A 25,368-nucleotide genomic window follows, 5' to 3' on the forward strand; every position below is an offset into this window, starting at 1 on the left:
CCTAGAGCTACCTACTGGGCAATTGGAATCATCAGCGGTTTGTTCGCTGTGGTTTCCTTCGCCATGGTTACTGGCATGGGCGCTGGTGCAATCATCGACCAGGTTGTCGAGCGCTCAAGCGGACTAAAAGACCCTTCTGCTGTTTTGTTTAGCTTGGCAGCCGAGTACGTGTCACCTGAAATTGTTTTGGTAATGGCACTGCTTGTTGTCACCAGCTTGTTCGCCGGACTATTGGCGTTCCAGAACGCTGCAGCAAGGTACTTCTTTGCTATGGGCCGCGGTGGCGTTATGCCTTCAGCGTTGGGTAAAACCAACGATGCTGGCGCGCCACAAAATGGAGCACTTCTAACCTCTGCAATTGCAGCAGCTGTGATCATTGCATTTGCCGTAGCTGGGTTAGATCCATTCCTAAACTTGTTTAGCTGGATGAGTGGTGTCGCAGTTATCGCTGTGGTGGCCGTTGAGATCATGGTTTCAATCGCAGTAATTGCCTTCTTCCAGAAGGACGGTAGTGGTAACCTGTGGAACTCCAAGATCGCACCTGGACTATCCATCGTGCTTCTTATCGCAGGTCTTTACATGCTGATGGCCCGATTCAACTTGCTGGCTGGAACTGCTGCAGATGGAGTAGACCCATCGCTACCAGAGTCTGGTTGGGCGTTGAGCGGACTGGGCTGGTTCCTAGTGCTGTCCCCATTCATTGCATTTGTTGTTGGCTTCGTGGTGTCATCCACCAAGAAGTCCAAGAACGCTGCTTTGATCAAGGACTTCGCTTAAGAAACAAACTAGAAGCGATCAACTGGGGGCCAATACAAAAATTGGCCCCCAGTTACTTCCAGAAAGGGTTTTCGTGGACAACGAGTTTGACCTTGACGTCACATTTGATGAGCAAGCCGATGAGTCGCTGATTGCTTCTCTAAGCCCTGGGAAGTTATCTAAACTCATCGAGAATCTTCCTCAAGATCTAGTTGAGGCAGCAACCGGAATTCTTATGCAACGCAGAACTTACTCGGATGTTTCCCAGGAGCTTGGCATAAGGCAGTCAGAGTTGGTTAGAGCAGTTCATCGCGCAAAAGTAATGATCAGTGAGTTCCAGAACTAAATTGAGTAAGCCACTAATTGGACTAACCACATACCGCCAGCGAGGCCAATCCGGCATCTGGGATACCGAGATGGCTTTTATTCCAAGTTTCTATATCGATGCCGTTGAAAAATCCGGAGGAGTAGCGGTACTGCTTCCACCTCAAAGACTTTCTCCCCTAGAGGCTTGGGAGACCCTGCAGAACCTTGATGGACTTGTTGTCACCGGCGGAAGGGATCTTAATCCCGCCAGGTACGGCCAGGAATCTGCGCCTCTTACCGATGAACCAGACCTTCTTCGAGACGAGACAGAAGCAACCTTGCTCAAAGCCGCAATTGACAACAATTTCCCATTCCTAGGTATCTGTCGCGGAGCACAACTGCTCAACGTAGTTATGGGCGGAACTTTGATTCAGCATCTGCCCGATGTAATTGGAACCGAGAAGTACCAGATTGAAAGGGGAGTTTTCAATCCAGTGCCGGTTCAGATAGAACCAGGCAACAAGTTGTTTGAGATGGTTGGCTCTGAAGTTAGCAATGCACTTATGTATCACCACCAGTCAGTAGACCAACTAGGTAAAGATCTTGTCGTAACAGCCAGAACCACCGATGGCGTCATCGAAGGCCTAGAACTTCCCAATCATCGCTTCGGTGTAGCAGTGCAGTGGCACCCAGAACAAGACCTAGAAGACTTACGAATTTTCACCTCGTTTATCAAAGCCACAAAGACAGTCTGAGAGAGCCCAAAGTGAGCTACACCCTGATCAACCCAACCACCGAAGAATCGATGGAAACAATTGAGCACCTTGATGTTGGTCAAACCGACCAGGCAATTGACAGGGCTGAAAAGGCTCAGCAAAAGTGGGAATCCTTATCGCCAGCAGATAGAGCAAAACTTCTGAGACGTTTTGCAATTGCAGTAGATCAAGACATTGAAAACCTCGCTCAACTGGAGGTTAGAAATTCTGGACACCCAATCGATCAGGCTCGCTACGAAGCCGCCAATGTTTGCGATGTTTTGGAATACTACTCCGGTGCCCCAGAAAGACTAATGGGAAAACAAATTCCTGTGTCCGGCGGAATAGCAGTTACCTTCCACGAGCCAATCGGTGTGGTCGGAATGATCACACCTTGGAATTACCCAATGCCCATCGCGGGATGGGGATTTGCTCCAGCACTTGCAGCTGGTAATGCGGTGGTGCTAAAGCCGGCCGAGTGGACACCGCTAACTTCAATGCGCCTCGCAGAATTATCCCTCGAAGCAGGTCTTCCCGAGCACTTACTCCAGGTTGTAAACGGGAAAGGCCAAGTTGTTGGAAACCGATTGGTCACCAATGAGAAGGTCGGCAAGATAGTCTTCACCGGATCAACCGCAGTTGGCAAGAACATAATGAGCCAGGCCGCAGATCAGGTAAAGCGCATAACTTTAGAACTGGGAGGCAAAAGTGCAAATATCATTTTTGATGACGCAGACATTGCAAAAGCGGCCAAGAGTGCTCCCTACGCGGTATTCGAAAACGCCGGGCAGGATTGTTGTGCAAGATCAAGAATTTTGGTGCAGGCAAACGTGTTTGACAAATTCATGACCGCACTCGAACCAGCGGTTGCTGGCGTAAAGGTTGGAAACCCAAGTCTTTCAGGAACCGAAGTTGGACCGCTGGTAAGCAAAGAGCATCTCGAGACCGTCAAAGGCTTTCTAGATGGTGCTGACGTGGCCTTTAGAGGAAGCGCTCCATCGGGTAAGGGCTTCTTCTTTGCACCAACGGTAGTCGTAGCTAAATCCCTAAACGATCGTTGTATGGCCGAAGAAATCTTTGGCCCGGTTGTGACGGTATACAAGTTTGAAACCGAAGCCGAGGCAATTCAGATCGCCAACGCAACCGAGTATGGCTTATCAGGTTCTATTTGGACCAAGGACAGTGCTCGAGCAATCAGAGTCGCAAGATCTGTAAAGAGCGGCAACCTTTCTGTGAACTCTCACTCTTCTCTCAGATACAGCACACCATTCGGAGGAATGAAACAGTCAGGTATGGGACGAGAGCTTGGCCCAGATGCGCCGCACCACTTCACTGAAGAAAAAGTTGTCTTCTTTAGTCAAGAAGACTAATCACTTTGGCGAGAAGCTAAGCCGCTGGCCAGCTCCAAAACAGTTAGCGCACCAAGTCGAACAGTTCTGCCATCAGCACTATCTGCCATCGCGTCTATCTCGGTAATGTCGACAGATTTCACTTGCTTGGCTTTTCCAATTTCAAATGCGAATTGTCTTAGTTCATCTGCGGAAATTCCACCTGGCGCAGCAGCTGGGCACGCAGGAACAACAGAGCGGTCACAAACATCCATGTCAATATCAACATGCAGTTTCTTGTTGCCTAGAAAATCAAGTGCTTCGTTCAAGACACTTTCAACAGATCTGTTTCTTAGAGCAGATCTTGGAATTACATGAATTCCGTAATCCTTTGCTCGCTTGGCATAGTCAGCCGAATTCGAAAAATCATTTATGCCAATTTGAACAACGCTTGACCCTGGTAATCCTGCTTCAATCAATCGTCTTACAGGTGAACCGTTAGATACTCCATCACGAAGATCGTGATGGGCATCAAGTGTTATCAGCCCTGCAGAAGAAAGCTCTTCAGCAAAAACTCCTCGCATCACCGCATAGGTAATTGAGTTATCGCCGCCGAGCGCAATTGATAGATCTGTTTGCGTTGAAACTTTGTTTGCGAGAGCTCTGGTTCTTTCTTCACCGTCTTTTGAATCAGGAGTTTCTGAGTCACCAAAATCCAAAAACTTCAGCTGTCTAAGATCTTGGTTTTGGCTGTGACTAAAGGTTGAGTACCTGGCTAGTGCGACTCGAATTTCTGCTGGGGTGGCATTGGCTCCGGTAGCGGAAATGGATGTCTCGGAGGCTAGGACTCCAAATAGTCCTAGCTCAGCCCTCTCAGAGCCAGCTGGCTGGAGCCAGCTGGAGGCTCTTGGCCAGAGCGGATCTTCGGTCATTTCCGCTCCATTTCAGACTGGGTAATACTCGAATTGATTTGAGATTACCCTGTTATCAGGCACAAGAAAACATCAAAGTTGATGGAGGAACCAAATGACCCAAGCAACACGTGGCGCACTTCACGCAGCCACTGGCTCGACCATGACCGCGAAGGGTTGGGGTCAAGAAGCAGCTATTCGCATGCTTCACAACAACCTAGATCCAGCAGTTGCCGAGTATCCAGAAGAACTTATTGTTTATGGCGGTAGCGGTAAGGCAGCAAGAAACTGGGCCAGCTTTGATTCGATTGTTAAAACTCTCACCAACTTAGAAAACGACGAGACCATGCTGGTCCAGTCTGGAAAACCAGTTGGTGTTTTTAGGACTCACGAGTGGGCACCAAGAGTCTTGCTTGCAAACTCCAACTTGGTTGGTGACTGGGCTAACTGGCCAGAGTTCAGGCGTCTTGAGCATCTTGGACTAACTATGTATGGACAGATGACCGCGGGTTCTTGGATCTACATCGGAACCCAAGGAATCTTGCAGGGTACCTACGAAACTTTTGCAGCAGTTGCTGCAAAAAGATTTGGCGGCACTCTTGCTGGAACACTTACCCTAACTGGTGGTTGTGGCGGTATGGGTGGAGCACAGCCTCTTGCTGTGACCATGAACGAGGGAACCTGTTTGATTGTTGACGTTGACGAATCACGTCTTCGCAGAAGAATTCAAGATCGCTACCTAGATGAACTTGCAGACAACTTGGACGATGCAATCGAACGTGTAGTTAGGTACAAGTCTGAAAAGAAAGCGATATCAGTCGGTCTTGCTGGAAACGCAGCAACTATCTTCGCTGAGCTTCTAAAGCGCGATGTTCCAATCGATATCGTGACTGATCAAACCTCCGCTCACGATCCGCTCTATTACATTCCTGAGGGAATCAGTGTCGAAGAATCCCGTGCCTATGCGGAATCCAGCCCTGAGGAATTCACTCAGCGGGCTGAGGCTTCCATGGCTAAGCACGTAGAAGCCATGGTTGGCTTCATGGCTAAGGGTGCCGAAGTATTTGACTACGGAAACTCCATTAGAGATGAAGCTAGAAAGGGAGGCTATTCAAACGCCTTCAAGTTCCCTGGTTTCATCCCCGCATACATCAGACCGCTGTTCTGTGAAGGCAAGGGACCATTTAGATGGGTAGCGCTTTCTGGAGACAAGAAAGACATCTATCGCACCGACCAGGCCATCTTGGAACTCTTTCCTGAAAACGAACACTTACACCGCTGGATCAACATGGCCCAGGACCGGGTTCAGTTCCAAGGACTCCCTGCAAGAATTTGCTGGCTCGGTTATGGCGAAAGAGATAAAGCTGGAGCTGTTTTTAACGACCTAGTCAAAAAAGGCGAAGTGTCGGCTCCGATTGTTATCGGTCGTGACCACTTGGACTGTGGATCGGTAGCAAGCCCATACCGCGAATCAGAAGACATGCTAGATGGTTCAGATGCAATTGCTGACTGGCCACTACTAAACGCCATGATCAACATCGCTTCCGGTGCCTCATGGGTTTCCATTCACCACGGTGGTGGTGTTGGAATCGGAAGATCAATTCACGCAGGTCAAGTTTCCGTCGCTGACGGAACAGACCTTGCCGCTGAAAAACTAAACCGCGTTCTGACTAACGACCCAGGCATGGGTGTCATTAGACATGCCGATGCTGGTTACCCACAAGCAGAGAGTGTGGCAAGAGCAAAGCACGTGCACGTGCCTATGCTCGATACCGAATAGCTAAATGTCAACTGCAATAACAAACATTGGTTCTTTGGTCACCAACGATCAAACTCTTGGTCTCGGTATCCTCGGAGAAATCGAATACGCTGCCGTAGTTATTGAAAATGACAAAATCGCTTGGGTTGGCAGCACTAGTGATGTTCCTGACGCTGATCAGAAATTAGACGTCGCCCGCAAAGCTGTAATTCCAGGCTTTGTAGATTCCCATGCGCACTTACTTTTTGCAGGAGAAAGATCAAAAGAATTCCAAGCTCGCATGAAAGGCGAGAAGTATTCCGCTGGCGGAATCAAATCAACCGTTGCAGCCACCCGCGAAGCAACAGATGAAGCCCTAGAGCAAAACATGCTCAGGCTGGTTCGTGAAATGCAGAAATCAGGCATCACAACATTTGAAACCAAATCTGGTTACGGGCTAACTACCGCTGACGAAACAAGAGCACTAAAAATTGCTTCAAAGCACACGACAGAAACCACATTCCTTGGAGCGCACGTCGTTCCGAGTGAGTACTCGGGCAAGGAAGATAAGTACGTCGAACTTGTGTCCGGAGAAATGCTTGATTCGGTATTGCCTCACGCCAAGTGGATAGACGTGTTCTGCGATCAAGGAGCATTCGACGTCGATCAATCTAGGCAGATCTTGCAGGCCGGTAAAGACAAAGGCCTCTTGCCGCGCATTCACGCCAACCAGTTAACCCAAGGCGGGGGAGTTCAGCTGGCTGTTGAGCTGGATTGCGCTTCGGCTGATCACTGCACTCATCTTTCTGAAAGCGACATTGAAACCCTTGCGGGATCAAACACTGTGGCAACACTGGTTCCAGGAGCTGAGTTTTCAACAAGAGCAACCTATCCAAATGCAGCTAGATTATTTGACGCAGGCGTTACTGTTGCACTCGCTACAGATTGCAATCCGGGTTCTAGCTACACAACTTCGATGCCTTTTTGCGTCGCACTAGCAATTAGAGAAATGGGTTTTACCCCAGAGCAAGCTTTATGGTCGGCAACGATGGGTGGTGCCAAGGCCCTTCGCAGAAACGATGTCGGCTCCCTGTCTGTTGGCCAAAGCGCGGACCTAGTTGTCTTGAACGCACCAAGCTATTTGCACCTTGGCTACAGACCAGGTGTGGATCTGGTTAGTGGAGTGTTCAAATCAGGTAAATCTATCTATCAGGAGAAAAAGTGAGCGTAACTCTAAATTCAAGTGGCCTATCAATGGACGAGGTAGTTCGGGTAGCAAGACACGGTGAGAAGCTTGAGATCTCCAAAGAGGCACTTGAGAAGATGGCAGCTACCCGTGCGCACATCGAATCTTTGGCTGCTGCCGAAACTCCTGTCTATGGAATCTCTACCGGCTTTGGTGCACTCGCTAATAAGCACATCGCTCCAGAAGACCGAGTGCAATTACAAAAATCCTTGATTCGCTCCCATGCCGCAGGTATGGGTGATCCAGTTGAAAAAGAAGTTGTTCGTGCACTGATGCTTCTTCGAACAAAGACTCTAGCTAGCGGCAGAACTGGAGTTAGACCCGTTGTTGCCCAAACATATGTTGACCTACTGAACTCTGGAGTCACACCGATCGTTCACGAGTATGGCTCACTTGGTTGCAGTGGCGACCTTGCACCACTGGCTCACTGCGCGATGGTGTTGATGGACGAGGGAAGAGCAACTGGTAGTGACGGGGTAGAAAGAGATGTTCCAACTCTCTTGAAGGAAGCTGGCATCAAGCCAATCGAATTACAAGAGAAAGAAGGCCTCGCACTTATCAATGGAACAGATGGCATGCTTGGCATGCTGATTCTGGCATTGGCTGATCTAGAAAAACTCTGCGACCAGGCAGATGTAATTGCCGCGATGAGCGTAGAAGCCCAAATGGGAACCGATCAAGTCTTTAGGCCAGAACTACATGAAGCCCTAAGGCCTCATCCAGGTCAAGCGAAAAGTGCCGCAAACATGTTTGCTGCCCTTGCTGGTTCTGAGGTCGTTGCCTCTCACAGAGAAGGGGACGACAAGGTTCAAGATGCATATTCGCTTCGCTGTGCCCCGCAGGTCGCAGGAGCCGTTAGGGACACCGTCACTCACGCGAGTCTTGTTGCAACTAGGGAGCTTGCTTCAACAATCGATAACCCAGTGGTTCTGGAATCCGGGGAAGTTACTTCCAATGGAAACTTCCACGGGGCGCCAGTTGGTTACGTTCTTGACTTCCTTGCTATCGCAGCAACTGATCTTTCGTCTATTTCTGAGCGTAGAACGGATCGCATGCTCGACAAGTATCGCTCGAGCGGCCTAAGTCCTTTCTTGGCAGGAGATGCTGGTGTTGACTCAGGACTAATGATCGCTCAATACACCCAAGCTGCACTAGTTTCCGAAAACAAGAGACTCTCTGTTCCAGCAAGCGTTGATTCGATTCCTTCTTCTGCGATGCAAGAAGATCATGTATCCATGGGCTGGCATGCGGGAAGAAAACTTAGAAAAGTAGCGGACAACCTTCGTCGGGTTCTAGCCATAGAGCTTGTGACCGCAGCAAGATCGCTAGAGATGCGCGCTCCGCTAAAGCCTGCCAAGGTCACAGGTGAGATGTTGTCCAAGCTAAGAAAAGTAGTTCCAGGTGTTGGACCAGACAGGTTCTTGGCTCCCGAACTAGAAGCCGCTGAAAGCCTGCTTCGTTCCTAGTCGATATCTCTTCTCATGCTTGTAACGAGCGCAACTATTGAGAACACTGCTCCATAAGCAAGTAGCACCAAAATCGCTACGCCCGGAGTTAAGTAATCTGACGTATCGACTCCAATAGCAACAGACTCAAATTCAATCGCGAGCATGCCTGTTATTGCACCGGTAGGTAACCACTTACCAGCATCAACAAAGAGCAACAGAATGATTGGCTCAACAACAAACAGCCACACCAGAGTGGAAACAATTGCAATCAACTGGTTTCTAATTAGTGACCCAATTGCGACACCAACAACCCCAAGAACTGCACCGGAAAGTAGTGCTGCAAGGAACAGGTTTACAAAGACTGATTCGCCAGGTTCAGCAACATCTTCAAACAGGCTCAAGGTATACCAACCGGCGACAACGGCAATGCCAGCGGAAATGATCTGCATTAGGGCTCCAGCAAAGGCTGCAACTAGCAGCTTGGCTCCAAGAACCCGAGCTCGCTTAGGAGAGGCCAGGAAAGTAGCAACTGCAGTTCCGTGCCTGAACTCACCAGACATAATCAAGATTCCAAGAATGATTGCAAAAATGTATGAGCTAACGGCGTTCGCGTAAACGGCATCGACTATGGCCTGATCTTGTAATGACCCAAACAGTCCGGTTTCATCATCCACGATAACTAGTGGAGTTACCACAGTGCTAAGAACAGCAATAAAGATACTGGCAAGAGTCAAACCGTAGGTTGATTTTGAATAGCTGAGCTTTCTAAGCTCTGCGAAAACTAGCTTCATTTGTCTCCTCCAACAGCAAGCTTTAGAAACGCCTCTTCCAGAGTTCCAGCCCCAATAACTTCCCTTAAACTTCCCTGAACCATCAATTCACCATTGTTGATGATGATTACATCATCGACCGTGCTTTGCATCTCTGCTAACTGGTGCGATGAAACCAAAATTGTCTTACCTTGACTTGCTAGTTCCCTAAGGAATCCTCTCAACCAAGCAATACCAACTGGGTCCAAGCCATTTGCAGGCTCATCTAAAATCAACACCTTTGGGTTTCCAAGTAGTGCCCCTGCTAAACACAAACGCTGCTTCATTCCCAGCGAATACTTCTTGGCTGGTTTTTTCGCCGCGTCTTCGAGATCAACTAGTTTTAGGACCTCATCTACTCGCTCGTCTTGGATACCAGCTGCCGCTGCCATCACTTTCAAGTTTTGTCTTCCGGTTAGGCCTCCGTGAAAACCACGAGAGTCTAGAACTGCACCAATTTGGCTAAGCGGGTTTGTGAGCTGTTGATAAGTGCTACCAAGGATCTTGGTGCTTCCGGATGTCGGAGTAGCTAAGCCGAGTAGGCAGCGAAGGGCTGTTGACTTCCCGGCACCGTTCGGACCCAAGAGCCCAGTTATCTTCCCCGCGGCAACAGTGGCACTCAGATCGTTCACTGATGTGACTTTGCCGTAGCGCTTGACTAGGCCTACGAACTCAATTGCAGCCAACTCTTACCTCTTCTAATTTCGTGGTGGACTTCTTGTCAACCAATTAAGTCTATCTAACCCGCTTTTTCTCGCGCGCAGCGTTTTATCTCGTGCCAGAATAGAGCAATGACTACACATACACATGTTGCTTCAATCAAAACTAACCACGGCGAAATTAAGGTAAACCTTTTCGCCCTTCACGCGCCAAAGACAGTTGAGAACTTCGTAGGTCTCGCAACTGGAGCCAAGGACTGGGTTCACCCAAGTCGCGGTCCTCAGGCAAAAGGTACGCCGCTTTACAGCGGAGTAATCTTTCACCGCATAATTCCTGACTTTATGATTCAAGGTGGAGACCCAACCGGAACCGGAATGGGCGGCCCCGGCTACCAGTTCGGTGACGAGATTCACCCAGAACTTACCTTCAACGAGCCTTACAAGCTAGCCATGGCTAACGCCGGACCTGGCACCAACGGCTCACAGTTTTTTATCACCACTGCCCCAACGACTTGGCTCTACGGCAAGCACACCATCTTTGGTGATGTTGTTGACGAGGCTAGCCGCAAGGTAGTGGACAAGATTCAGGCTGTTGACACCAACGCGTCTGACAAGCCGCTTGATGATGTGGTGATTGAGTCCATCTCAATCGAAACCATCTAGAGCTTTCTCTTGGCAAGATTGAAATCTGCTCAGCCAAAAGTTACTGTTTGGCTGATCTCGATCAATCTGCTGATTTGGCTAGCTCAGGTCATTCCTGGCTCTGGTGTGACCAGCGCCTTGCTCTATGCGCCTCTTCTAACAACTGTCGAACCGTGGCGAATGCTTACGGCAGGCTTTGTTCACTCGCCGGATAGCCCTTGGCACATTTTGATTAACGCCTACTCGATCTACATCTTCGGTCGAGTGATAGAGCCGATGCTTGGGCCAGCAAGATTTTTGGCGCTCTATCTAATTTCCATCATTGGCGGATCGGCGATGGTTTTGTGGCTTGGAAGCCCTATTACTCCAGTTGTTGGAGCATCGGGTGCGTTCTTTGGACTAATGGGTGCGTACTTCATCATGCTGAAAACAATTGGGGATAAGAGCGGTCAGCTGCTTGGATTGATTGCCGTGAACTTAGCTTTTGGGTTTTTCTTCCCAAACATCTCTTGGCAGGGTCACCTGGGAGGTTTACTTGCCGGAATGGCAGTTACTGCCGTTTACGCCAGTACCAGATACAAGCCTGCGCTAACCCAAAAGATTCAAGTTTTGGGTGTGCTGGTTCTGATTCTTGCGTTTATCGCGGCTGGAGTATTTTTTCGGTTAGTACCGATGTTTTCCTAGAGCGTTACTTCCAGCGAGTCGACATCATGAAGCCGACCATGGCAATTCCAAAACCAATCAAGATGTTCCAGTTGGAGAGATTAAGTGGCGTTCCAGCTCCTAGCGGGTACTGCGCGCTGGTCACGTAGTAAGTGATGATCCAGAAAAGCCCGACAATCATGAAGCCAAACATCACAGGCTTGAACCAAACCGGGTTTAGGGCGTCTTCAGAATTCTTAGTCTTGGCCACTTTTTCAATCTTTGGCTTGCGCTTAGGAAGCTTTAGGGAACGTTTTTTTGGTAACGACGAGTCGTCTTCAGGGGTCGCAGTCAATTTAGGCATGGTCATAATTCTACAAGTAGGCTTTCAGTAAGATGACCAAGATTCTCGTGCTGGATAACTATGACAGCTTTGTGTATACGCTCAGTGGCTATTTACAGCAGCTTGGAGCCACAACCGACGTTGTGAGAAACGATGCCGTTAGCGCCAAAGAGCTTCCAGAACTAATGAAACAGTACGACGGAGTGTTAATTAGCCCAGGACCTGGAACCCCTAAGGACGCAGGACTCAGCATCGATGTTGTGAAGAATGCGCTGGAAACCAATCAGTCCGTTTTTGGAGTTTGCCTGGGTCATCAAGCAATCGCTGAGGCAATGGGCGCAACAGTTACCAGCGCTGAAGAGTTAATGCATGGAAAAACTAGCGAAGTTGAACACGACAACAGTCTGGTATTCAAAGATGTTCCTAAATCCTTTAGGGCTACCAGATATCACTCGCTGGCTGTAGTCGACGGAACAGTTCCTAAAGAATTGGTTGTAACTAGCCGAACCAAAGGCGGAGTAATCATGGGATTACAACATCTCACCAAACCGATTTATGGAGTGCAGTTTCATCCTGAGAGTGTGCTCACCGAAGGTGGGTACCAGATGCTTGGAAACTGGCTAGAGTCAATCGGCCTCAAGGGAGCAGCAGCTAAAGCTAAAGAGCTTTCGCCAATGATTAAGTTCTAAAAGCTACGGTGTTGGAGTAGGTGTTTCCGAAGGCGTAGGTGTTGGCGAAGGAGCAGGCGCTGGAGTGCACAGCAGCGTCAAAGTAACAGTTTGCTTTTGTTCTGCAAGACCTGCCGGCACCGACTGGAAAGCAATAACTGAACCAACGGTTCCTGTGCAGCCCGCAGGAGACTCAATGACAACTGTGAACCCAACGTCAGGACCTTCCATTGCGCGTCTTGCCTCAGCCGCTCCCAGGGTCAGTACCGATGGAACCTGCACTTTGCCGTCTGAGACCAGAAGCTTCACAGCAGTTCCCTCTTTGACCCCTGCGTTTGCCTCTGGCAAGGATTCAATAACAGCTCCCTTGGCAATAGTTGCGGAGTTAGCAGATGTTATTCCACCAAGAACTAATCCAGCATCCTCCAAAGCTTCCTTAGCTTCAGTTTCTGTCAAACCTTCCAGGAACGGAACAGAAGTTTCTGGTTGACCGGAAGATACATAAATTTCGATGGTTGAACGAGCTGCAAGTTTTGTTCCGGCTGGCGGGTCAGTCTTTATTACGACACCTTCTTCAACCGTGTCGCTTGTCTCCAAAATTCTTAGGACCAAGAAACCTTGATCCTCCAGGACCTTGCTACCGTCTTCATACAAGGCGCCGCTAATGTCGGTTACCTCAATGCTGCCAGTGTTATTTGGATCCACTGGGGTGAAGGCTCCACCCAAAGCGATAAGCCAAATAATCAGTCCTACGAGTGTTACAGCAACTCCAGAACCAATACCCCAAAGCAACTTAGCCGAAGGCTGATCCTTCGATGGGCGATCACGTAACTTGATGGAAGTTGTTGGTTCACCGGTTGTGTATTCAACACCAATTTCTTTGAAGAAATCTTCTGGATCAATATTGCCAATAACTTCGGTTGGAGATGCTTCTTGTAAAGGCGCAACTGTGGTTTTTGGTGTGAAACCAGTTTTGGGAAGTGACTCGCCACGAACTGCTGCCATAAGGTGCTCTCGGAACTCCTCAGCGGTCTGGAAACGCTCTTCGCGATCTTTAGCCAGTGCGTTTAGAACGACCTGGTCTAGTTCGGGGCTTATTTCTGGATTGTGCTCTGAAGGAAGTGACACCTGCTCGCTGACATGCTGGTACGCAACTGAAACAGCAGTGTCACCTTTGAAAGGCGGCCTTCCCGCCAACATCTCAAACAACAACACACCCATTGAATAAAGGTCAGTTCGAGAATCAACTGTTTCGCCTCGAGCTTGCTCGGGAGAGAAGTACTGAGCGGTTCCAACAATTCCGGCGGTGTGTGCCTGAGTCTCTGAAGAATCAGAGATTGCTCTAGCAATACCAAAGTCCATTACCTTTACTTGACCCTCTGTGGTAATCATGATGTTGGAAGCTTTGATGTCGCGATGAATTATTCCGGCCTTGTGTGAAATCTCAAGGGCTGTAAGGACACCCTTGGCAAAGTCAACGGCTTCTTTTAGTGTCAACTTCTTTTCGTGCATCAGATCACGTAGGAGTTTTCCATTTACGTACTCCATGATGATAAATGGAGTCTTGATTTGGTTACCGTTACTGTCAGTGGAAAGCTCTTCACCGGCATCGTAGATACGAACAATGGTCGGGTGAGTCATCTTGGCAGAGGCCTGAGCCTCTTTGGCAAAACGCGACTCGAAAGCGTCATCGCTAGCTAGATCGGATTTTAGAAGTTTGATAGCAACCTTGCGCCCAAGGCGCAGATCGACACCTTCAAACACATCGGCCATACCCCCACGACCGATTAGCTCGCCCACTTGATAGCGGCCAGCTAGGACGCGTTCTTGCTCAGACAATGATTTCTCCCCAGTTCTCTACCTCTAATAATACCAATCGCATATGAGCTAATCTCCGTTCGAAGTCGGCGAAGGGCTCACCGAACCAGTAGGTGTTGGGGTCACACTAGGAGTAGGTGAAGGGGTAACAGTTGCTGTCGGAGTTGGAGTCGGCTGTGCTTCCCCCTGGATGTAGTAGAAGATCCTGACAACTGAACCAACAGGCACTTGTCCTAGGCCTTCGGCCTGATAAACATCAAGAATCCTCGAATCACTTGGGTCAAGTGCCTCGCCAGGAATTGCTTCCACAACCAATCCCTTTTGAGTCAGGATCACGGAAGCATCGGCAACCTTTTTACCAACGACGTCAGTCAAGAACACGCTTACAGTCCTATCCTGTCTTTGGTCTGGAGGAACCGAGGGTTGCTTGGAAACAGCAATCGAAGGCGTTGGGCTTGGGGATGACTCTGAAACCAAACTCACCACGATCGCAATCATCACTCCAGCTGCCGCCACAACCAGCACTCCGATAAGCGCAAGCCAGGGCCAAACAACCGGAAGCTTTGTCAAGGGTTCTGTTTCAGGGGTTGATTCCAAATCGTTGACCCTTGTGACGGGAGCACTTTCTGGATCAAAAACCTCTGTTGCTGAAATACCTTCTAGCTGTAATCTCAGGGCCCTTGCTCTGTTTGATAGATCAAGAGCGGTACCAGGTCGCTGGTTTGGTTTCTTAGCCAGGCAGGACATCACAAGTTCTTGAACTCGCTTGTCTATGTCATCTCCAAATGGTGGCGGCTTGTCGTTGATTTGAGCCATGGCAATAATCATTTGTGATTCACCAGTGAACGGTCGTCTTCCGGTCAGCGCCTCATAGGCGACGATGCCGAGTGAGTAAATGTCTGTGGAGGGAGTCGCGGGTTTTCCAGTTGCCTGCTCGGGAGCCAGATACTGAACTGTTCCCATAACCTGACCAGCTGCGGTTAGGGCAACTTGGTCAGCAACCCTAGCAATACCAAAGTCGGTAATCTTCACTTTGCCCGACGGGGTAATCAGCAAATTTCCTGGCTTGATGTCCCTGTGAACAAGGCCATCCTCGTGAGCTGCGTGCAGGGCCTTGGCAGTTTGCTCAATAATGCTAAGGACTTCTACCTCGGTAAGCCTGATTCGCTTTTCAATAATGCGTGCCAGTGAATCACCGGCAACAATTTCCATAACCAGATAAGCAGAGCCAGAACCCTCACCGTAGTCGTAGACATCTGCAATACCAACGTGGTCAACCCTGGCTGCGTGACGAGCTTCGACTCGGAATCTTTCAAGGAAACCAGGGTCTCCCATGAACTCAGGCTTCAAGATCTTGATGGCAACATCTCTCAAGATCACTTCATCGTGCGCTCGCCAAACTTCTCCCATACCGCCAATAGCTATGCGATCAACTAGTCGGTAACGGTTTCCGTAAATCTGTCCAGCTTCTGGCTTCATGGACCAAGCACCGCCTTGAAAAATGACCTTGCAACAGGGGCGGCAGTTGCGTTTCCACCTGATCCACTGTCTCTACCGCCACCATCTTCGATCACAACGGCAATTACAAACCTTGGATTTACTGATGGCGCGAATCCGGTGAACCAAAGTGTTGGGCGGACACCCTCACCGTTCTCGGCTGTTCCGGTCTTACCAGCCACCTCGATGGTCTCAAGCTCTGCGTTAGAAGCGACACCGTTTTTGACTGACTCGACCATCATCAACCTGATGCTCTCGGCGGTTGCTGCTGTTATTGGTTGCGAGAGAACGCTGGGTTGTGGAGCATCGATTACAGAAAGATTTGGGCTGATGACACTTTCGATAAGGTTAGGCTTCATAACCACACCCCCGTTAGCAACCGCTGCCGAGACCAGAGCCATCTGGAGCGGGGTTACTCTCACGTCGTACTGACCAAAAGAGCTCAAACCCAATTGAGCATCATCTAGATTTGCTGGGAAGGTACTAGGTGTCACAACCATTGGCACTCTAAGTTCTTTACCGAAGCCGAACAATTCCGCCTGAGCTCGCAAGCGATCTTGACCAAGAGCTAGTCCAAGCTCAACAAAAGGCACATTGCAACTAAGCGACAAGGCATCAATCAGTGAAACCGTTGGTGCTGTTCCTCCGCAGGGACGCTCGGTTGAATTAAAAACCTCCGCAGTTGAGCCAGGGAGCTGAACGGAAACTGGGTTCTGGAAAGTGGATTCGTTTGTGTAAAGGCCAGACTCTAAAGCCGCCGCCGCCACCACAAGTTTGAATACTGAACCGGGGTGATACAAGTCACCAGAGATTGTTTTATTTATTAGAGGATTGTTGGGGTCTTGTTCTAACCTGGCGTAGTTATCGGCAACAGATTGATTGTCGTGACCGGCAATCTCGTTGGCATCAAAACTTGATTTGGAAACCATGGCCAGAATATTTCCAGTTACCGGGTCAAGTACCACGACCGATCCTTGAAGATCCCCCAGAGCATCCCAGGCAGCCTGCTGCATTAGTGGGTCGATTGTTAGCTCAACCGCTGCACCCGATACTGGGTTTCCAGATAGCACTGCGTTGAACTTTTCAAAAAACTGCGATGAGCTTTGACCCGACAGGTAGGAATTCAGCGCAGCTTCGACTCCAGTTGCGCCGCGGAAGACAGAAAAGTAGCCGGTGACAGCTGAATACATGTCATCTTCGTATACACGCAGGTATCGGTACGCGTCATCCGATTCCACCGAGGTTGCTATGGCCTTACCGTCAACAAGAATCGGACCGCGCAGGGTTTTGTAGCTTTCGTAAAGGTTTCTAACATTTCTTGGATCCTCAGCTAGGGCCTCACCATCCAAAGCTTGAATGGCTGATGCCGAGATAAACAGCGACAAAAACATTGCAGCTACCACCAACGAAACTCGCCTGAGTTCTTTAGTCATCGGATCACCAACTTAGATGCATGATCTGTTGTGGAGTCAGAAAGTCTTAGCAGCATCGCAATTATTACCCAGTTGGCCAAAAGTGATGAACCACCAGCTGCAAGTAGCGGTGTTGTAAGTCCAGTTAGTGGCAAGATTCTGGTAACCCCACCGATAACAACGAATACTTGCAAAGCGATTACGAATGCAAAGCCCACAGCAAGCAGCTTGGCAAATTCATCTTTGTGACTGAAGCCAATTTTTAGTCCTCTTGCTACCAAAAGGAAATACAGAGCCAAGATCGCAAAGAACCCAATGAGACCAAGTTCTTCAGCGAGGCTAGAAATAATGAAGTCGCTTTCGGCTAGTGGAACAAGTTGCGGGACACCGCCACCTAACCCAGAGCCAAAGATGCTTCCGTTGGACATGCCAAAGATTCCCTGAACGGTTTGGTAGCTTCCGCCGACCGCGTTGTAGTTTTCTTCATCAAATGGGTTCAGCCAAGTCTCGAATCTTCGTGCCACGTAGTCCAATACCCTAGATGCCACTAGCCCCCCGGTTACCAACATCGCAATACCGATACCGGCGTAGAAAGCTCTTCCGGTGGCGACGTAGATCATCACTAGAAATAATCCGAAGTACAAAATGCTGGTTCCAAGATCGCGTTGCAAAACTAGAACGCCGATACTGGCAAGCCAAATCAAGAGAATTGGGCCAAGGTCTCGTCCTCTAGGGATTCTTACTCCCGAAATCTTTCTTCCAACTACCGCGAGAGAGTCTTTGTGATTTACGAGGTACCCGGCAAAGAAAATAATTAGAGCCACCTTGGCAAGCTCACCTGGTTGAAAAGTGATTCCGAATATAGAAATCCAAAGACTTGCACCATTGATGGTGGTTCCAATCACCGGAAGCATCGGCAACAGAAGCAGCACAATTCCAATAAACATCGCGGTGTATACGTAACGTCGCAAAAACAGTTGTGACGGTATGAAGTAGATAACTAGTGCGGCAATTGCCATCGCCAGCGCCGTCCACATCACCTGCCTGGATGCAAATAGCTCAGTACCACCAGAAGCAAGAGTTGCCAGATCTAATCGGTAAATCATCGCGATACCCAAACCATTTAGGACAAAGGCAATTGGCAAAATCAGCGGATCTGATTCTGAAGCTTTCCTGCGCAAGATAAAGTGCACAACCAAAACAAAGATCACAGGCGGTAGCCAGTAAGTAAAGAGGTCAACTGTCATCTTTTCCAGAATTGAAAGTTGAATCTGGGCTAGCTCAAACGCATTTAGACCAGCTGCAAAAAACAGAAGCAACGCTTCTAGATTTCTACTTCTAGGAACAATCTTGATCAGCTTGGATATCTGCAGTGAGCCAGTAAATGAACTCATTTACTCACCACCAAGCTGAGAAACGATTCTTTCCGCTTCCTCTACAGACTCTGCTGAAATTGAGCGCTCGAGCGCTTCGCGCTGGAAGTCGGTCAGTGAATCAACCGAAACGTTGGTGACCTCGTAAACGCTGGAGAACTTGAAGGGACCCAGCTCTTCTTTGATGCCCTTGTAGATAACTACATAACCTTCATCGATTCCTACGAAGTAGCGGGTTTGGGTGTAGTCGATTGCAAGAGATACTCCATAACCAGCTATACCTATTAGCAAAAGATAAGTTGCGATCTGTCTAAATCTTCTAGCCCTGACTCTTCCCTTAGTTTCTTTCAAAATCTTTTCGAGTAGCTCTTCGGATTCCGGGGCAAAGCGCACGGGGTCTTCAGGCTTTTGCAGAAGTTCAAGTAGTGTCAGCGGGTTTAGTAACCTCAGCACCTGCATACCCTTGCGCTGTTCGATAACCACGTCGTTAGCTGCGGAACCAACAAGGTTTCGAGTAGGAGAAAAATCGATCTCGTCTTTGGCGTCGACCACGTCTACCAAAACAACAGTGACGTTATCAGGAGCTCCAAACTCCAAAGCTTCACCAACTAATAATTGACAAGCTTCTTGAGCGTCAACCTTGCTAAGCAAAATGTTGTTCATGAGTTGATTTGGAACTACACCTGAGAGCCCATCACTGCAAGCCATCCATCGATCGCCTGGCTTGGTCTCGTAGGTGTCGATGTCTACCTCTGGGAATTTTTCGATATCTCCCAGCACCCTCATCAAAACACTTCTGCGCGGGTGAGTGAGGGCTTCCTCCTCGGTGATTCGTCCAGTATCAACAAGTCTTTGAACAAAAGTGTGGTCGGAGGTGATCTGCTTCACAACACCATCGCGTGCGAGATAAATTCTTGAGTCACCGATGTGAGCGATTGTTACCTTGGTGCCCGTCACCATTAAAGCCGAAAGGGTTGTCCCCATTCCTGCAATTGCAGGGTGCTGCTTGACGCTGGCGTCAATTTTTTGCTTGGCTTGGTAAATGTAGTCAATAAGCTTTTGCTCAGCCTCTGCATTAGTTCCTAGTGGTTCATCAGCCAGTGCGAGATGTTGGGAGGCAATTGCGGAAGCGATGTCTCCTCCGGCATGACCACCCATACCGTCGGCTACAAAAAACAGATTCACACCGGCGTAGCCTGAGTCTTGGTTTGACGACCTAACTCGACCGATGTCGCTGGCAGCAAATGAAACTGTTTTTATAGCCAAGAGTTAGGCCCTTAGCTCGAAGGATGTTTGGCCCACTCGGACCTGAGTGTTCATTGGAACTACCGAGGTTGTTCCAACTTTCTTGCCATCAAGCAAAGTTCCGTTAGTCGAGTCAAGATCTTGTATCAACCAGTCTCCGTTGATAAATACCAACTTGGCGTGATGGGTGGAAGTGAATTCATCGTCAACAACTAGGTCGCTGTCTCCAGCGCGGCCGATGGTTAGCTGTCTTCCGGCAAGGGCAATTTCGGTTCCAGTTTTTTCACCAGCTGTTACAACAAGCTTGGTGGCTTTTTGCTCGGCCGGCTTTGCGCTTCCTGGCACAGAGCCGGCTGCTGCAACAAAAGTGTTTGGAAGATTTGCCGAAGCGACCTTAGAAACCACTTTTTGCCCGAAGAGATCGGCTCGAATCACCGAGATAATGCTGAAAATGAATATCCACAAAAGTGCCAGAAAACCCGTTCTAACCAGAAACAGAGCTAATTCACTCACTTGGCCCTCGCTATAACGTTGAACAGAAAGTCAGTTCTTCCTGCTGAAAAAGTGGTCCCGTTTTGGAGAACCACTTGGTCAATCTTCCTACCGTTTATCTTTACTCCGTTGGTGGACCCTAAATCTCGCAACACCGCGCTGGAGCCATCCCAAAGGATTTCAAAGTGCTTTCTACTTAGACCATTGTCCCCGATTTGGATGTCTGCCGTGGAATCTCTACCAACAGTGGTTTTTGAAGAAACCAGGGAATGGGCTACTCCCGCTACCTCAAGAACTGGCACCCAGGCTATATCCAATTTCTTGCTGCTGGAAACTACAGATAGCTGGCCCAAGGCCAAGGAAGCATCTGGGGTAAGGGAAAGCTCAAGAACTTCACCGAACTGGAATCTTTGGTTCTTAGCGTGCTCTGAACAAAGCCTAGTTAGCTCGTCAATAAGCGCTTCACCCAAATCGCTTAGCCGTTCATGGTCTTGGGGGCTCAGCTGAACCAAGTAGCTATTGGGCACCAGGATGCGATCGCGGCTAAGGATGGATGCCTTGGCATCCATATCTTGCTTGATGGCCGATGCTATCTCTACTGGCTCTAGGCTTGACTTGAAAGTTTTGGAAAACAGTCCAGTGACTTTCTTTTCAAGACCTTTCTCGAACTTATCTAAGAATCCCAAGACATTCCCTTGTTCGGCGGTAAGTGTTCAGTTTACCAACATCACCAGTGATCGACTGGTAAAAAATTAGCCACAACACCTAATAACTGCCCGAAACGCGCTTACTTGATTGATTTAGGATTCTCTACATGAAGAAAATACTGATTTTTCTGGATGAAGTACGATCCGCAATCCGTGAGGGAACGTATCGGCAAAACATGAAGATTTATTTTCTACACAGAATCGCAAAAGTAACAGTCAGCATTCTTGCCTTGGCTTCCAAGCTACCGGGAATTTCTGGGCTCCTTAAATTCCAGCCTGGAAAGTTCGGTTTTTTTGTCAGAGACACTTACTTTCTTACATACAACGCAGGACTAATGTCTTGCAGCACAACTGCTTTGTCTGACATCACCGCATCAGGTAGAAAAGTGACAAAAATCAAATCAAACTTTGGTATGAGTCTTTACAAGAAATGGCTACTGAGAAACAATTGGAAAAGTTTTTTTCAAACGCCCACACAGGAGAACTCTCCTGAATTTGTGTTACCCGAGGGTAAAACCTACCCCAAAGACATTCATGACTGGTGGGGTAGGGACTACGCGGGTGTTCCATTCAAAGATGTGCTGGACGCTGTCGGTTTGATTTTTCGTCTTTCGCCAAAGGTTGTGAAACTATCTGATGGCTTTGTCGAAAAATACGGGATCAACTTGGAAGAAACCATCGGTGTGCACTACCGAGGCACTGATAAGCAAACTGAGATAGAAACCCCAAGCCTCGCCGAATTCATTTCTCAAACAAGGCAGTTCATGCAGCAAATGACTAACCCTAAGATTTTGCTGCTAACCGATGAGCCTGCTGTCGCCATCGGCTTCGAAGCCGCTTTCCCAAAAGCTGTAATTACGATCACTGAACTTGCAACGCCGGGTGGTTCAATTGGCGCCCACATACTTGATTCGAAAAATCCTGAAGTCCAAGGTCAGATATTTCTTGCGATCTTGTCTTTGGTTTCTAAATGCAAAAAGGTAGTCACTCACACTGGAAACGGAGCACTCTGGGAAGTGCTGTTTAGGGAAAGTACCGAAGGTCTAAAGCAGGTTAGGACCTAAAAGCCTTAACAGCAAAAAAGTTGCCGGTGGAAGCTTTACTATCCAACCGTTGCGCCAATGCGCTTACCCCTGGTGTGTGAGGGGCTGCAGGCTAGATTTTCAGGAACTTGCACGCAATCGTCACATAGCAATATTAAATCTCTACAGGCCAGAGAAGAGCAGTCACGGAATTTCTTGGTTGGCCCATCACACGCTTCACACTTACCAATTACCTTGGCATCTGACGAGAAGTCGATGTCCATGCGGTCATCAAAAACATAGAGTGAACCTTCCCAAAGTCCTTTGTCCCCAAAAGCTTCTCCGTAACGAACGATTCCACCCTTGATTTGATAGACCTCCTGAAAGCCACGGTTTTTCATAGCAACAGAAAGAATTTCGCAGCGGATACCGCCGGTGCAGTACGTGACAACAGGCCTGTCTTTCAGGTGATCAAACTTTCCTGATTCGATTTCCTTTACAAAGTCATGGGTAGTTTCAACATCTGGCACCACAGCATTTTTGAACTTTCCAATTTTTGACTCAAATGCATTTCGGCCATCAAAGAAGACGACTTCGTCGCCGCGTTCTTGAACTAGTTGATTTACCTCTTCTGGCTTTAGGTGTTTACCGCCGCCTATAACTCCACGGGGTCCAACTTGAAGCTCCTCGGGAGCTCCGAATGCGACCAGTTCTGTTCTTGATCGAACGCGAAGCCTTGGAAAGTCGTTACCCGTGCCATCGGACCACTTGAAATCGATGCGGTTAAATCCCGGGTACTCCTTGGTGGCTCTGGCGTACTTCTTTAGTGCGGCCATGTCTCCACCCAAGGTGCCATTGATACCGTGCTTGGATATAAGAATTCGACCCTTGAGGCCTAGAGATTCACACAGGGTCCGCTGCCAAAGCTTCATGGCCTCAGGGTCGGGCACCGGAGCAAAGCCGTAGTAGAGGATTATTTTCTGGAGTTCCACATGAAAAAGCCTAGCCTCTAGAACCTTCTAGGATGAAGTAATGAAATTGACTCCAGGCATTGACACCAAAGCACTAAATCCCGCAACTAGACCCCAAGATGACCTTTTTAGGCACGTCAACGGCAAGTGGTTGGACACTACTGAGATTCCAGAGGACAAGGCCATCTATGGGTCCTTTCATATGCTTGCCGATGCATCCGAGGAAGCAGTCAAGCTGATCCTGGAAGAGGCATCGGCAAATCCTGCCCCGGGAGTCAGTCAGCAAATCGGAGATCTTTACGCATCGTTTTTGGATGAGGACAAAGCAAACGCTCTAGGCGCAAAGCCAATCGAGGCAGATCTTGCTCGTATCAAAGGCCTGAACAATCTTTCACAGGTAACCACGATGCTCGGTGAGTTTGAGAGAACCGAAGTTAGTGGTCTGTTTGGAATGTATGTCGATAATGACCCAAACGATCCAACCCGTTACTTGGTGAACCTATACCAAGGTGGCCTTGGACTTCCTGACGAAGCGTATTACCGCGAGGAAAAGCACGAGAGCATTCGCGAGGCTTACGTAGTTCATATTCAAAAGATGCTTGAGCTAGCTGGCTGGGACCAAGCTGCAGCTAAACAAGCAGCAGCAACCATCTTTGAGTTTGAAACCAAGCTGGCTTCAAATCACTGGAACAACGTTGAAACCAGAGATGCCGAGAAAACCAACAACCTCACCGATTTTGATTCTCTTAAGAAACTCACCTCAACTTTCGATTGGAACCTGTGGTTCGAGGGCGGAAAGATTAGCCCGAAAGTTCTAAACGAGTCGATTGTCATGATGCCTTCATTCTTTGAATCATTGAAAGAAACTTTCTCCGAAGCAAACCTAGAGGCCATCAAGGCGTGGATGAGCTGGAAACTAATTAGCCAAGCAGCGGCCTATCTGTCTCAAGATTTTGTAGATGAGAGATTTAGCTTCTATGGAACCACATTGACAGGAGCACCGGTAAATCGCGCTCGCTGGAAACGAGCGGTGAGCCTAGTTGAAGGATCTCTTGGTGAGGCTGTTGGAAAAATCTACGTCGAGAAGTATTTCCCACTTGAAGCCAAAAAGCGCATGGACGAGTTGGTTCAGTATCTGATTGACGCATACAAAGACAGTATCGAGAATCTCTCTTGGATGAGCGATGAGACCAAGAAGAAAGCCCTTGTCAAGCTAACCAAGTTCACACCAAAAATTGGTTACCCGGTGAAGTGGAAGGACTACTCGAGCATCAAAATCGATCGCAACGATTTGATCTCTAATGTCAAAAACGTAACTTCTTGGAATCTAGATCGCGAGATGAAGAAAATTGGCTCGCCACTTGATCGTGATGAGTGGTTCATGACACCACAAACTGTAAACGCCTATTACAACCCTGGTTTCAACGAGATTGTTTTCCCAGCAGCTATTTTGCAGCCACCGTTTTTCTCTTTGGAAGCTGACGACGCGGTGAACTTTGGTGCCATTGGTGCAGTAATTGGCCACGAGATTGGTCACGGCTTTGATGACCAGGGATCAAAGTATGACGGCGATGGGGCACTCATTAGCTGGTGGAGTGATGAAGACAGGTCAGCTTTTGAGAAACTAACCTCTAGTTTGATTTCTCAGTTCAATGAACTTTCTCCTGAGCAACTATCTGATGACAACAAAGTTAATGGTGAGCTCACAATCGGTGAGAACATCGGAGATCTAGGTGGCCTGGGGATTGCATATAAGGCTTACCTGATGTCACTGGGAGGAAAAGAACCCGAGCTAATCGATGGACTAACTGGCAAGCAAAGACTATTTCTGTCTTGGGCACAAGCTTGGCGCACCAAGGGACGAGATGAGATGGTTTTGCAGCGCCTAGCTACCGACCCACACTCACCGCCAGAGTTTAGGTGTAATCAGATTGTTCGAAACATTGATGCTTTCTATGAAGCATTCGAACTGTCTTCTTCTGACAAACTTTGGTTAGAAGAGTCCAAGCGAGTGAGTATTTGGTAAATGAAACTTTGGCTAAGAGTTATCTTCCAGCTAATGAGCTGGAGATTTAGAGCAAAGATTAACATCGATGAAGTAGCTATTCGCCGCTTTAGAGTTTGGCCAACAGATCTAGATATTTACGCCCATATGAATAACGGTGTTTTTCTCACAATTATGGATTTAGGTCGCTATGACCACGGTAAGAGAACCGGTATTTGGAATAAGTGGAACAAAATCGGTTGGTATCCAGTGGTGGTGGCAGAGAATATCACCTTTAGAAAATCTCTCCAGCTTGGGCAAACTTTTGATCTGGAATCAAAAGTTATCGGTTGGACCGACGAAGCTTTTTATTTTGAGCAAAGATTTGTGGTTGGCAAAGAAATCTACGCGAGGGCAGTAGTTCGCATCAGATTCCTCAAAAGATCCCGAGGCATCGTTACTCCTAAGGAAATCTTGGAATACACACCCTGGAATGGACCGCTGCCGATTTTGCCTCAGTGGGTAGCCAACTGGTCAGCAGCATCCTCGTTACCTAAGGGTAGAGAACCCGCACCTAGCGAGTGGGACTCATAAAG

The 25,368-nt window shown here is 48.5% G+C and carries 25 protein-coding genes; 13 read left to right on the top strand and 12 right to left on the bottom strand.

Annotated features, from left to right (window positions below):
- The 4 genes from AC9UFE_RS01465 to AC9UFE_RS01480 all read left to right on the top strand — a co-directional run.
- Positions 1-777, top strand: a 777-nt coding sequence (locus AC9UFE_RS01465) for an APC family permease (protein WP_509545116.1), incomplete at its 5' end; no start/stop codon positions are given.
- A 73-nt stretch (positions 778-850) separates the two neighbouring features.
- A complete protein-coding gene (locus AC9UFE_RS01470; protein ID WP_509545119.1) occupies positions 851-1,102 on the top strand; it encodes a hypothetical protein in 252 nt (83 codons plus the stop codon).
- Between the two features lies 1 nt (position 1,103).
- Positions 1,104-1,817 (top strand): gamma-glutamyl-gamma-aminobutyrate hydrolase family protein, encoded by a 714-nt coding sequence (locus tag AC9UFE_RS01475; RefSeq protein ID WP_509545122.1) that lies wholly within the window; start codon positions 1,104-1,106, stop codon positions 1,815-1,817.
- A gap of 11 nt (positions 1,818-1,828) precedes the next feature.
- A complete protein-coding gene (locus AC9UFE_RS01480) occupies positions 1,829-3,187 on the top strand; it encodes an aldehyde dehydrogenase family protein (RefSeq protein ID WP_509545125.1) in 1,359 nt (452 codons plus the stop codon).
- Here the strand turns inward: AC9UFE_RS01480 and AC9UFE_RS01485 are convergent.
- The gene (locus tag AC9UFE_RS01485) at positions 3,184-4,077 is read right to left on the bottom strand and encodes an arginase family protein (RefSeq protein WP_509545127.1); all 894 of its coding nucleotides are present in this window, start codon (positions 4,075-4,077) and stop codon (positions 3,184-3,186) included. The two genes, AC9UFE_RS01480 and AC9UFE_RS01485, sit on opposite strands and share 4 nt — an antisense overlap.
- Before the next feature lie 94 nt (positions 4,078-4,171).
- Here AC9UFE_RS01485 and hutU point away from each other — a divergent pair, with 94 nt between their 5' ends.
- Genes hutU through hutH form a run of 3 tightly spaced genes read left to right on the top strand, consistent with a single transcriptional unit; the run spans position 4,172 to position 8,506 of the window.
- Positions 4,172-5,836, top strand: a complete 1,665-nt coding sequence (hutU, locus tag AC9UFE_RS01490) for a urocanate hydratase (protein WP_509545130.1) — start codon at positions 4,172-4,174, stop codon at positions 5,834-5,836.
- A 4-nt stretch (positions 5,837-5,840) separates the two neighbouring features.
- A complete protein-coding gene (gene hutI / locus AC9UFE_RS01495) occupies positions 5,841-7,019 on the top strand; it encodes an imidazolonepropionase (RefSeq protein WP_509545133.1) in 1,179 nt (392 codons plus the stop codon).
- Positions 7,020-7,048: 29 nt separating this feature from the next.
- Positions 7,049-8,506, top strand: coding sequence for a histidine ammonia-lyase (hutH, locus tag AC9UFE_RS01500; protein WP_509545314.1), 1,458 nt, complete (start codon positions 7,049-7,051; stop codon positions 8,504-8,506).
- On the opposite strand, the gene AC9UFE_RS01505 is transcribed toward hutH, so the two are convergent.
- On the bottom strand, positions 8,503-9,279 hold the full coding sequence (locus tag AC9UFE_RS01505) for an ABC transporter permease (protein ID WP_509545135.1): 777 nt from the start codon (positions 9,277-9,279) through the stop codon (positions 8,503-8,505). The two genes, hutH and AC9UFE_RS01505, sit on opposite strands and share 4 nt — an antisense overlap.
- Positions 9,276-9,983 (bottom strand): ABC transporter ATP-binding protein, encoded by a 708-nt coding sequence (locus AC9UFE_RS01510; RefSeq protein ID WP_509545137.1) that lies wholly within the window; start codon positions 9,981-9,983, stop codon positions 9,276-9,278. The genes AC9UFE_RS01505 and AC9UFE_RS01510 overlap by 4 nt, the downstream gene beginning before the upstream one ends.
- Before the next feature lie 105 nt (positions 9,984-10,088).
- Between AC9UFE_RS01510 and AC9UFE_RS01515 the strand changes: the two genes are divergently transcribed.
- Together AC9UFE_RS01515 and AC9UFE_RS01520 are read left to right on the top strand one after the other, a co-directional pair.
- Entirely contained in the window at positions 10,089-10,619 is a 531-nt protein-coding gene (locus tag AC9UFE_RS01515; protein ID WP_509545140.1) for a peptidylprolyl isomerase, read from the top strand.
- 9 nt (positions 10,620-10,628) lie between these two features.
- Positions 10,629-11,282, top strand: a complete 654-nt coding sequence (locus AC9UFE_RS01520; RefSeq protein ID WP_509545142.1) for a rhomboid family intramembrane serine protease — start codon at positions 10,629-10,631, stop codon at positions 11,280-11,282.
- Positions 11,283-11,286: 4 nt separating this feature from the next.
- Here the strand turns inward: AC9UFE_RS01520 and AC9UFE_RS01525 are convergent, their stop codons facing one another.
- Positions 11,287-11,604: a cell division protein CrgA gene (locus tag AC9UFE_RS01525; protein ID WP_509545144.1), complete on the bottom strand. Its 318-nt coding sequence runs from the start codon at positions 11,602-11,604 to the stop codon at positions 11,287-11,289.
- A 32-nt stretch (positions 11,605-11,636) separates the two neighbouring features.
- Between AC9UFE_RS01525 and AC9UFE_RS01530 the strand changes: the two genes are divergently transcribed.
- Positions 11,637-12,272, top strand: coding sequence for an anthranilate synthase component II (locus tag AC9UFE_RS01530; RefSeq protein ID WP_509545145.1), 636 nt, complete (start codon positions 11,637-11,639; stop codon positions 12,270-12,272).
- A 3-nt stretch (positions 12,273-12,275) separates the two neighbouring features.
- Here the strand turns inward: AC9UFE_RS01530 and pknB are convergent, their stop codons facing one another.
- From pknB to AC9UFE_RS01565, 7 genes are read right to left on the bottom strand one after another with little or no spacing between them, the layout of a single operon-like run.
- The gene (pknB, locus tag AC9UFE_RS01535) at positions 12,276-14,090 is read right to left on the bottom strand and encodes a Stk1 family PASTA domain-containing Ser/Thr kinase (protein ID WP_509545147.1); all 1,815 of its coding nucleotides are present in this window, start codon (positions 14,088-14,090) and stop codon (positions 12,276-12,278) included.
- A 48-nt stretch (positions 14,091-14,138) separates the two neighbouring features.
- On the bottom strand, positions 14,139-15,548 hold the full coding sequence (locus tag AC9UFE_RS01540) for a protein kinase domain-containing protein (protein WP_509545149.1): 1,410 nt from the start codon (positions 15,546-15,548) through the stop codon (positions 14,139-14,141).
- Positions 15,545-16,999: a peptidoglycan D,D-transpeptidase FtsI family protein gene (locus AC9UFE_RS01545; RefSeq protein ID WP_509545150.1), complete on the bottom strand. Its 1,455-nt coding sequence runs from the start codon at positions 16,997-16,999 to the stop codon at positions 15,545-15,547. The genes AC9UFE_RS01540 and AC9UFE_RS01545 overlap by 4 nt, the downstream gene beginning before the upstream one ends.
- Entirely contained in the window at positions 16,996-18,372 is a 1,377-nt protein-coding gene (locus tag AC9UFE_RS01550; protein WP_509545152.1) for an FtsW/RodA/SpoVE family cell cycle protein, read from the bottom strand. The genes AC9UFE_RS01545 and AC9UFE_RS01550 overlap by 4 nt, the downstream gene beginning before the upstream one ends.
- The gene (locus tag AC9UFE_RS01555; protein ID WP_509545154.1) at positions 18,373-19,617 is read right to left on the bottom strand and encodes a PP2C family protein-serine/threonine phosphatase; all 1,245 of its coding nucleotides are present in this window, start codon (positions 19,615-19,617) and stop codon (positions 18,373-18,375) included. It lies immediately after the preceding gene.
- A gap of 3 nt (positions 19,618-19,620) precedes the next feature.
- Complete coding sequence (locus AC9UFE_RS01560) at positions 19,621-20,109, bottom strand: FHA domain-containing protein FhaB/FipA (RefSeq protein WP_509545156.1); 489 nt, start codon at positions 20,107-20,109, stop codon at positions 19,621-19,623.
- Positions 20,106-20,774 carry a DUF3662 and FHA domain-containing protein gene (locus AC9UFE_RS01565; RefSeq protein WP_509545157.1) on the bottom strand — a complete coding sequence of 223 codons (669 nt, stop codon included), beginning with the start codon at positions 20,772-20,774 and terminating at the stop codon, positions 20,106-20,108. Before AC9UFE_RS01565 ends, AC9UFE_RS01560 begins: the two co-directional genes overlap by 4 nt.
- A gap of 128 nt (positions 20,775-20,902) precedes the next feature.
- Between AC9UFE_RS01565 and AC9UFE_RS01570 the strand changes: the two genes are divergently transcribed.
- Positions 20,903-21,859 (top strand): O-fucosyltransferase family protein, encoded by a 957-nt coding sequence (locus AC9UFE_RS01570; RefSeq protein WP_509545158.1) that lies wholly within the window; start codon positions 20,903-20,905, stop codon positions 21,857-21,859.
- 38 nt (positions 21,860-21,897) lie between these two features.
- On the opposite strand, the gene trhO is transcribed toward AC9UFE_RS01570, so the two are convergent.
- Positions 21,898-22,809, bottom strand: a complete 912-nt coding sequence (gene trhO, locus AC9UFE_RS01575) for an oxygen-dependent tRNA uridine(34) hydroxylase TrhO (protein WP_509545159.1) — start codon at positions 22,807-22,809, stop codon at positions 21,898-21,900.
- Positions 22,810-22,849: 40 nt separating this feature from the next.
- Between trhO and AC9UFE_RS01580 the strand changes: the two genes are divergently transcribed.
- Both AC9UFE_RS01580 and AC9UFE_RS01585 read left to right on the top strand, forming a co-directional pair.
- Complete coding sequence (locus tag AC9UFE_RS01580) at positions 22,850-24,814, top strand: M13 family metallopeptidase (RefSeq protein WP_509545160.1); 1,965 nt, start codon at positions 22,850-22,852, stop codon at positions 24,812-24,814.
- Positions 24,815-25,366 carry an acyl-CoA thioesterase gene (locus AC9UFE_RS01585; protein WP_509545162.1) on the top strand — a complete coding sequence of 184 codons (552 nt, stop codon included), beginning with the start codon at positions 24,815-24,817 and terminating at the stop codon, positions 25,364-25,366.
- The last annotated feature ends 2 nt before the right edge of the window (positions 25,367-25,368 follow it).

The organism is Rhodoluna sp., from assembly GCF_044239955.1.
GTDB lineage: Bacteria > Actinomycetota > Actinomycetes > Actinomycetales > Microbacteriaceae > Rhodoluna.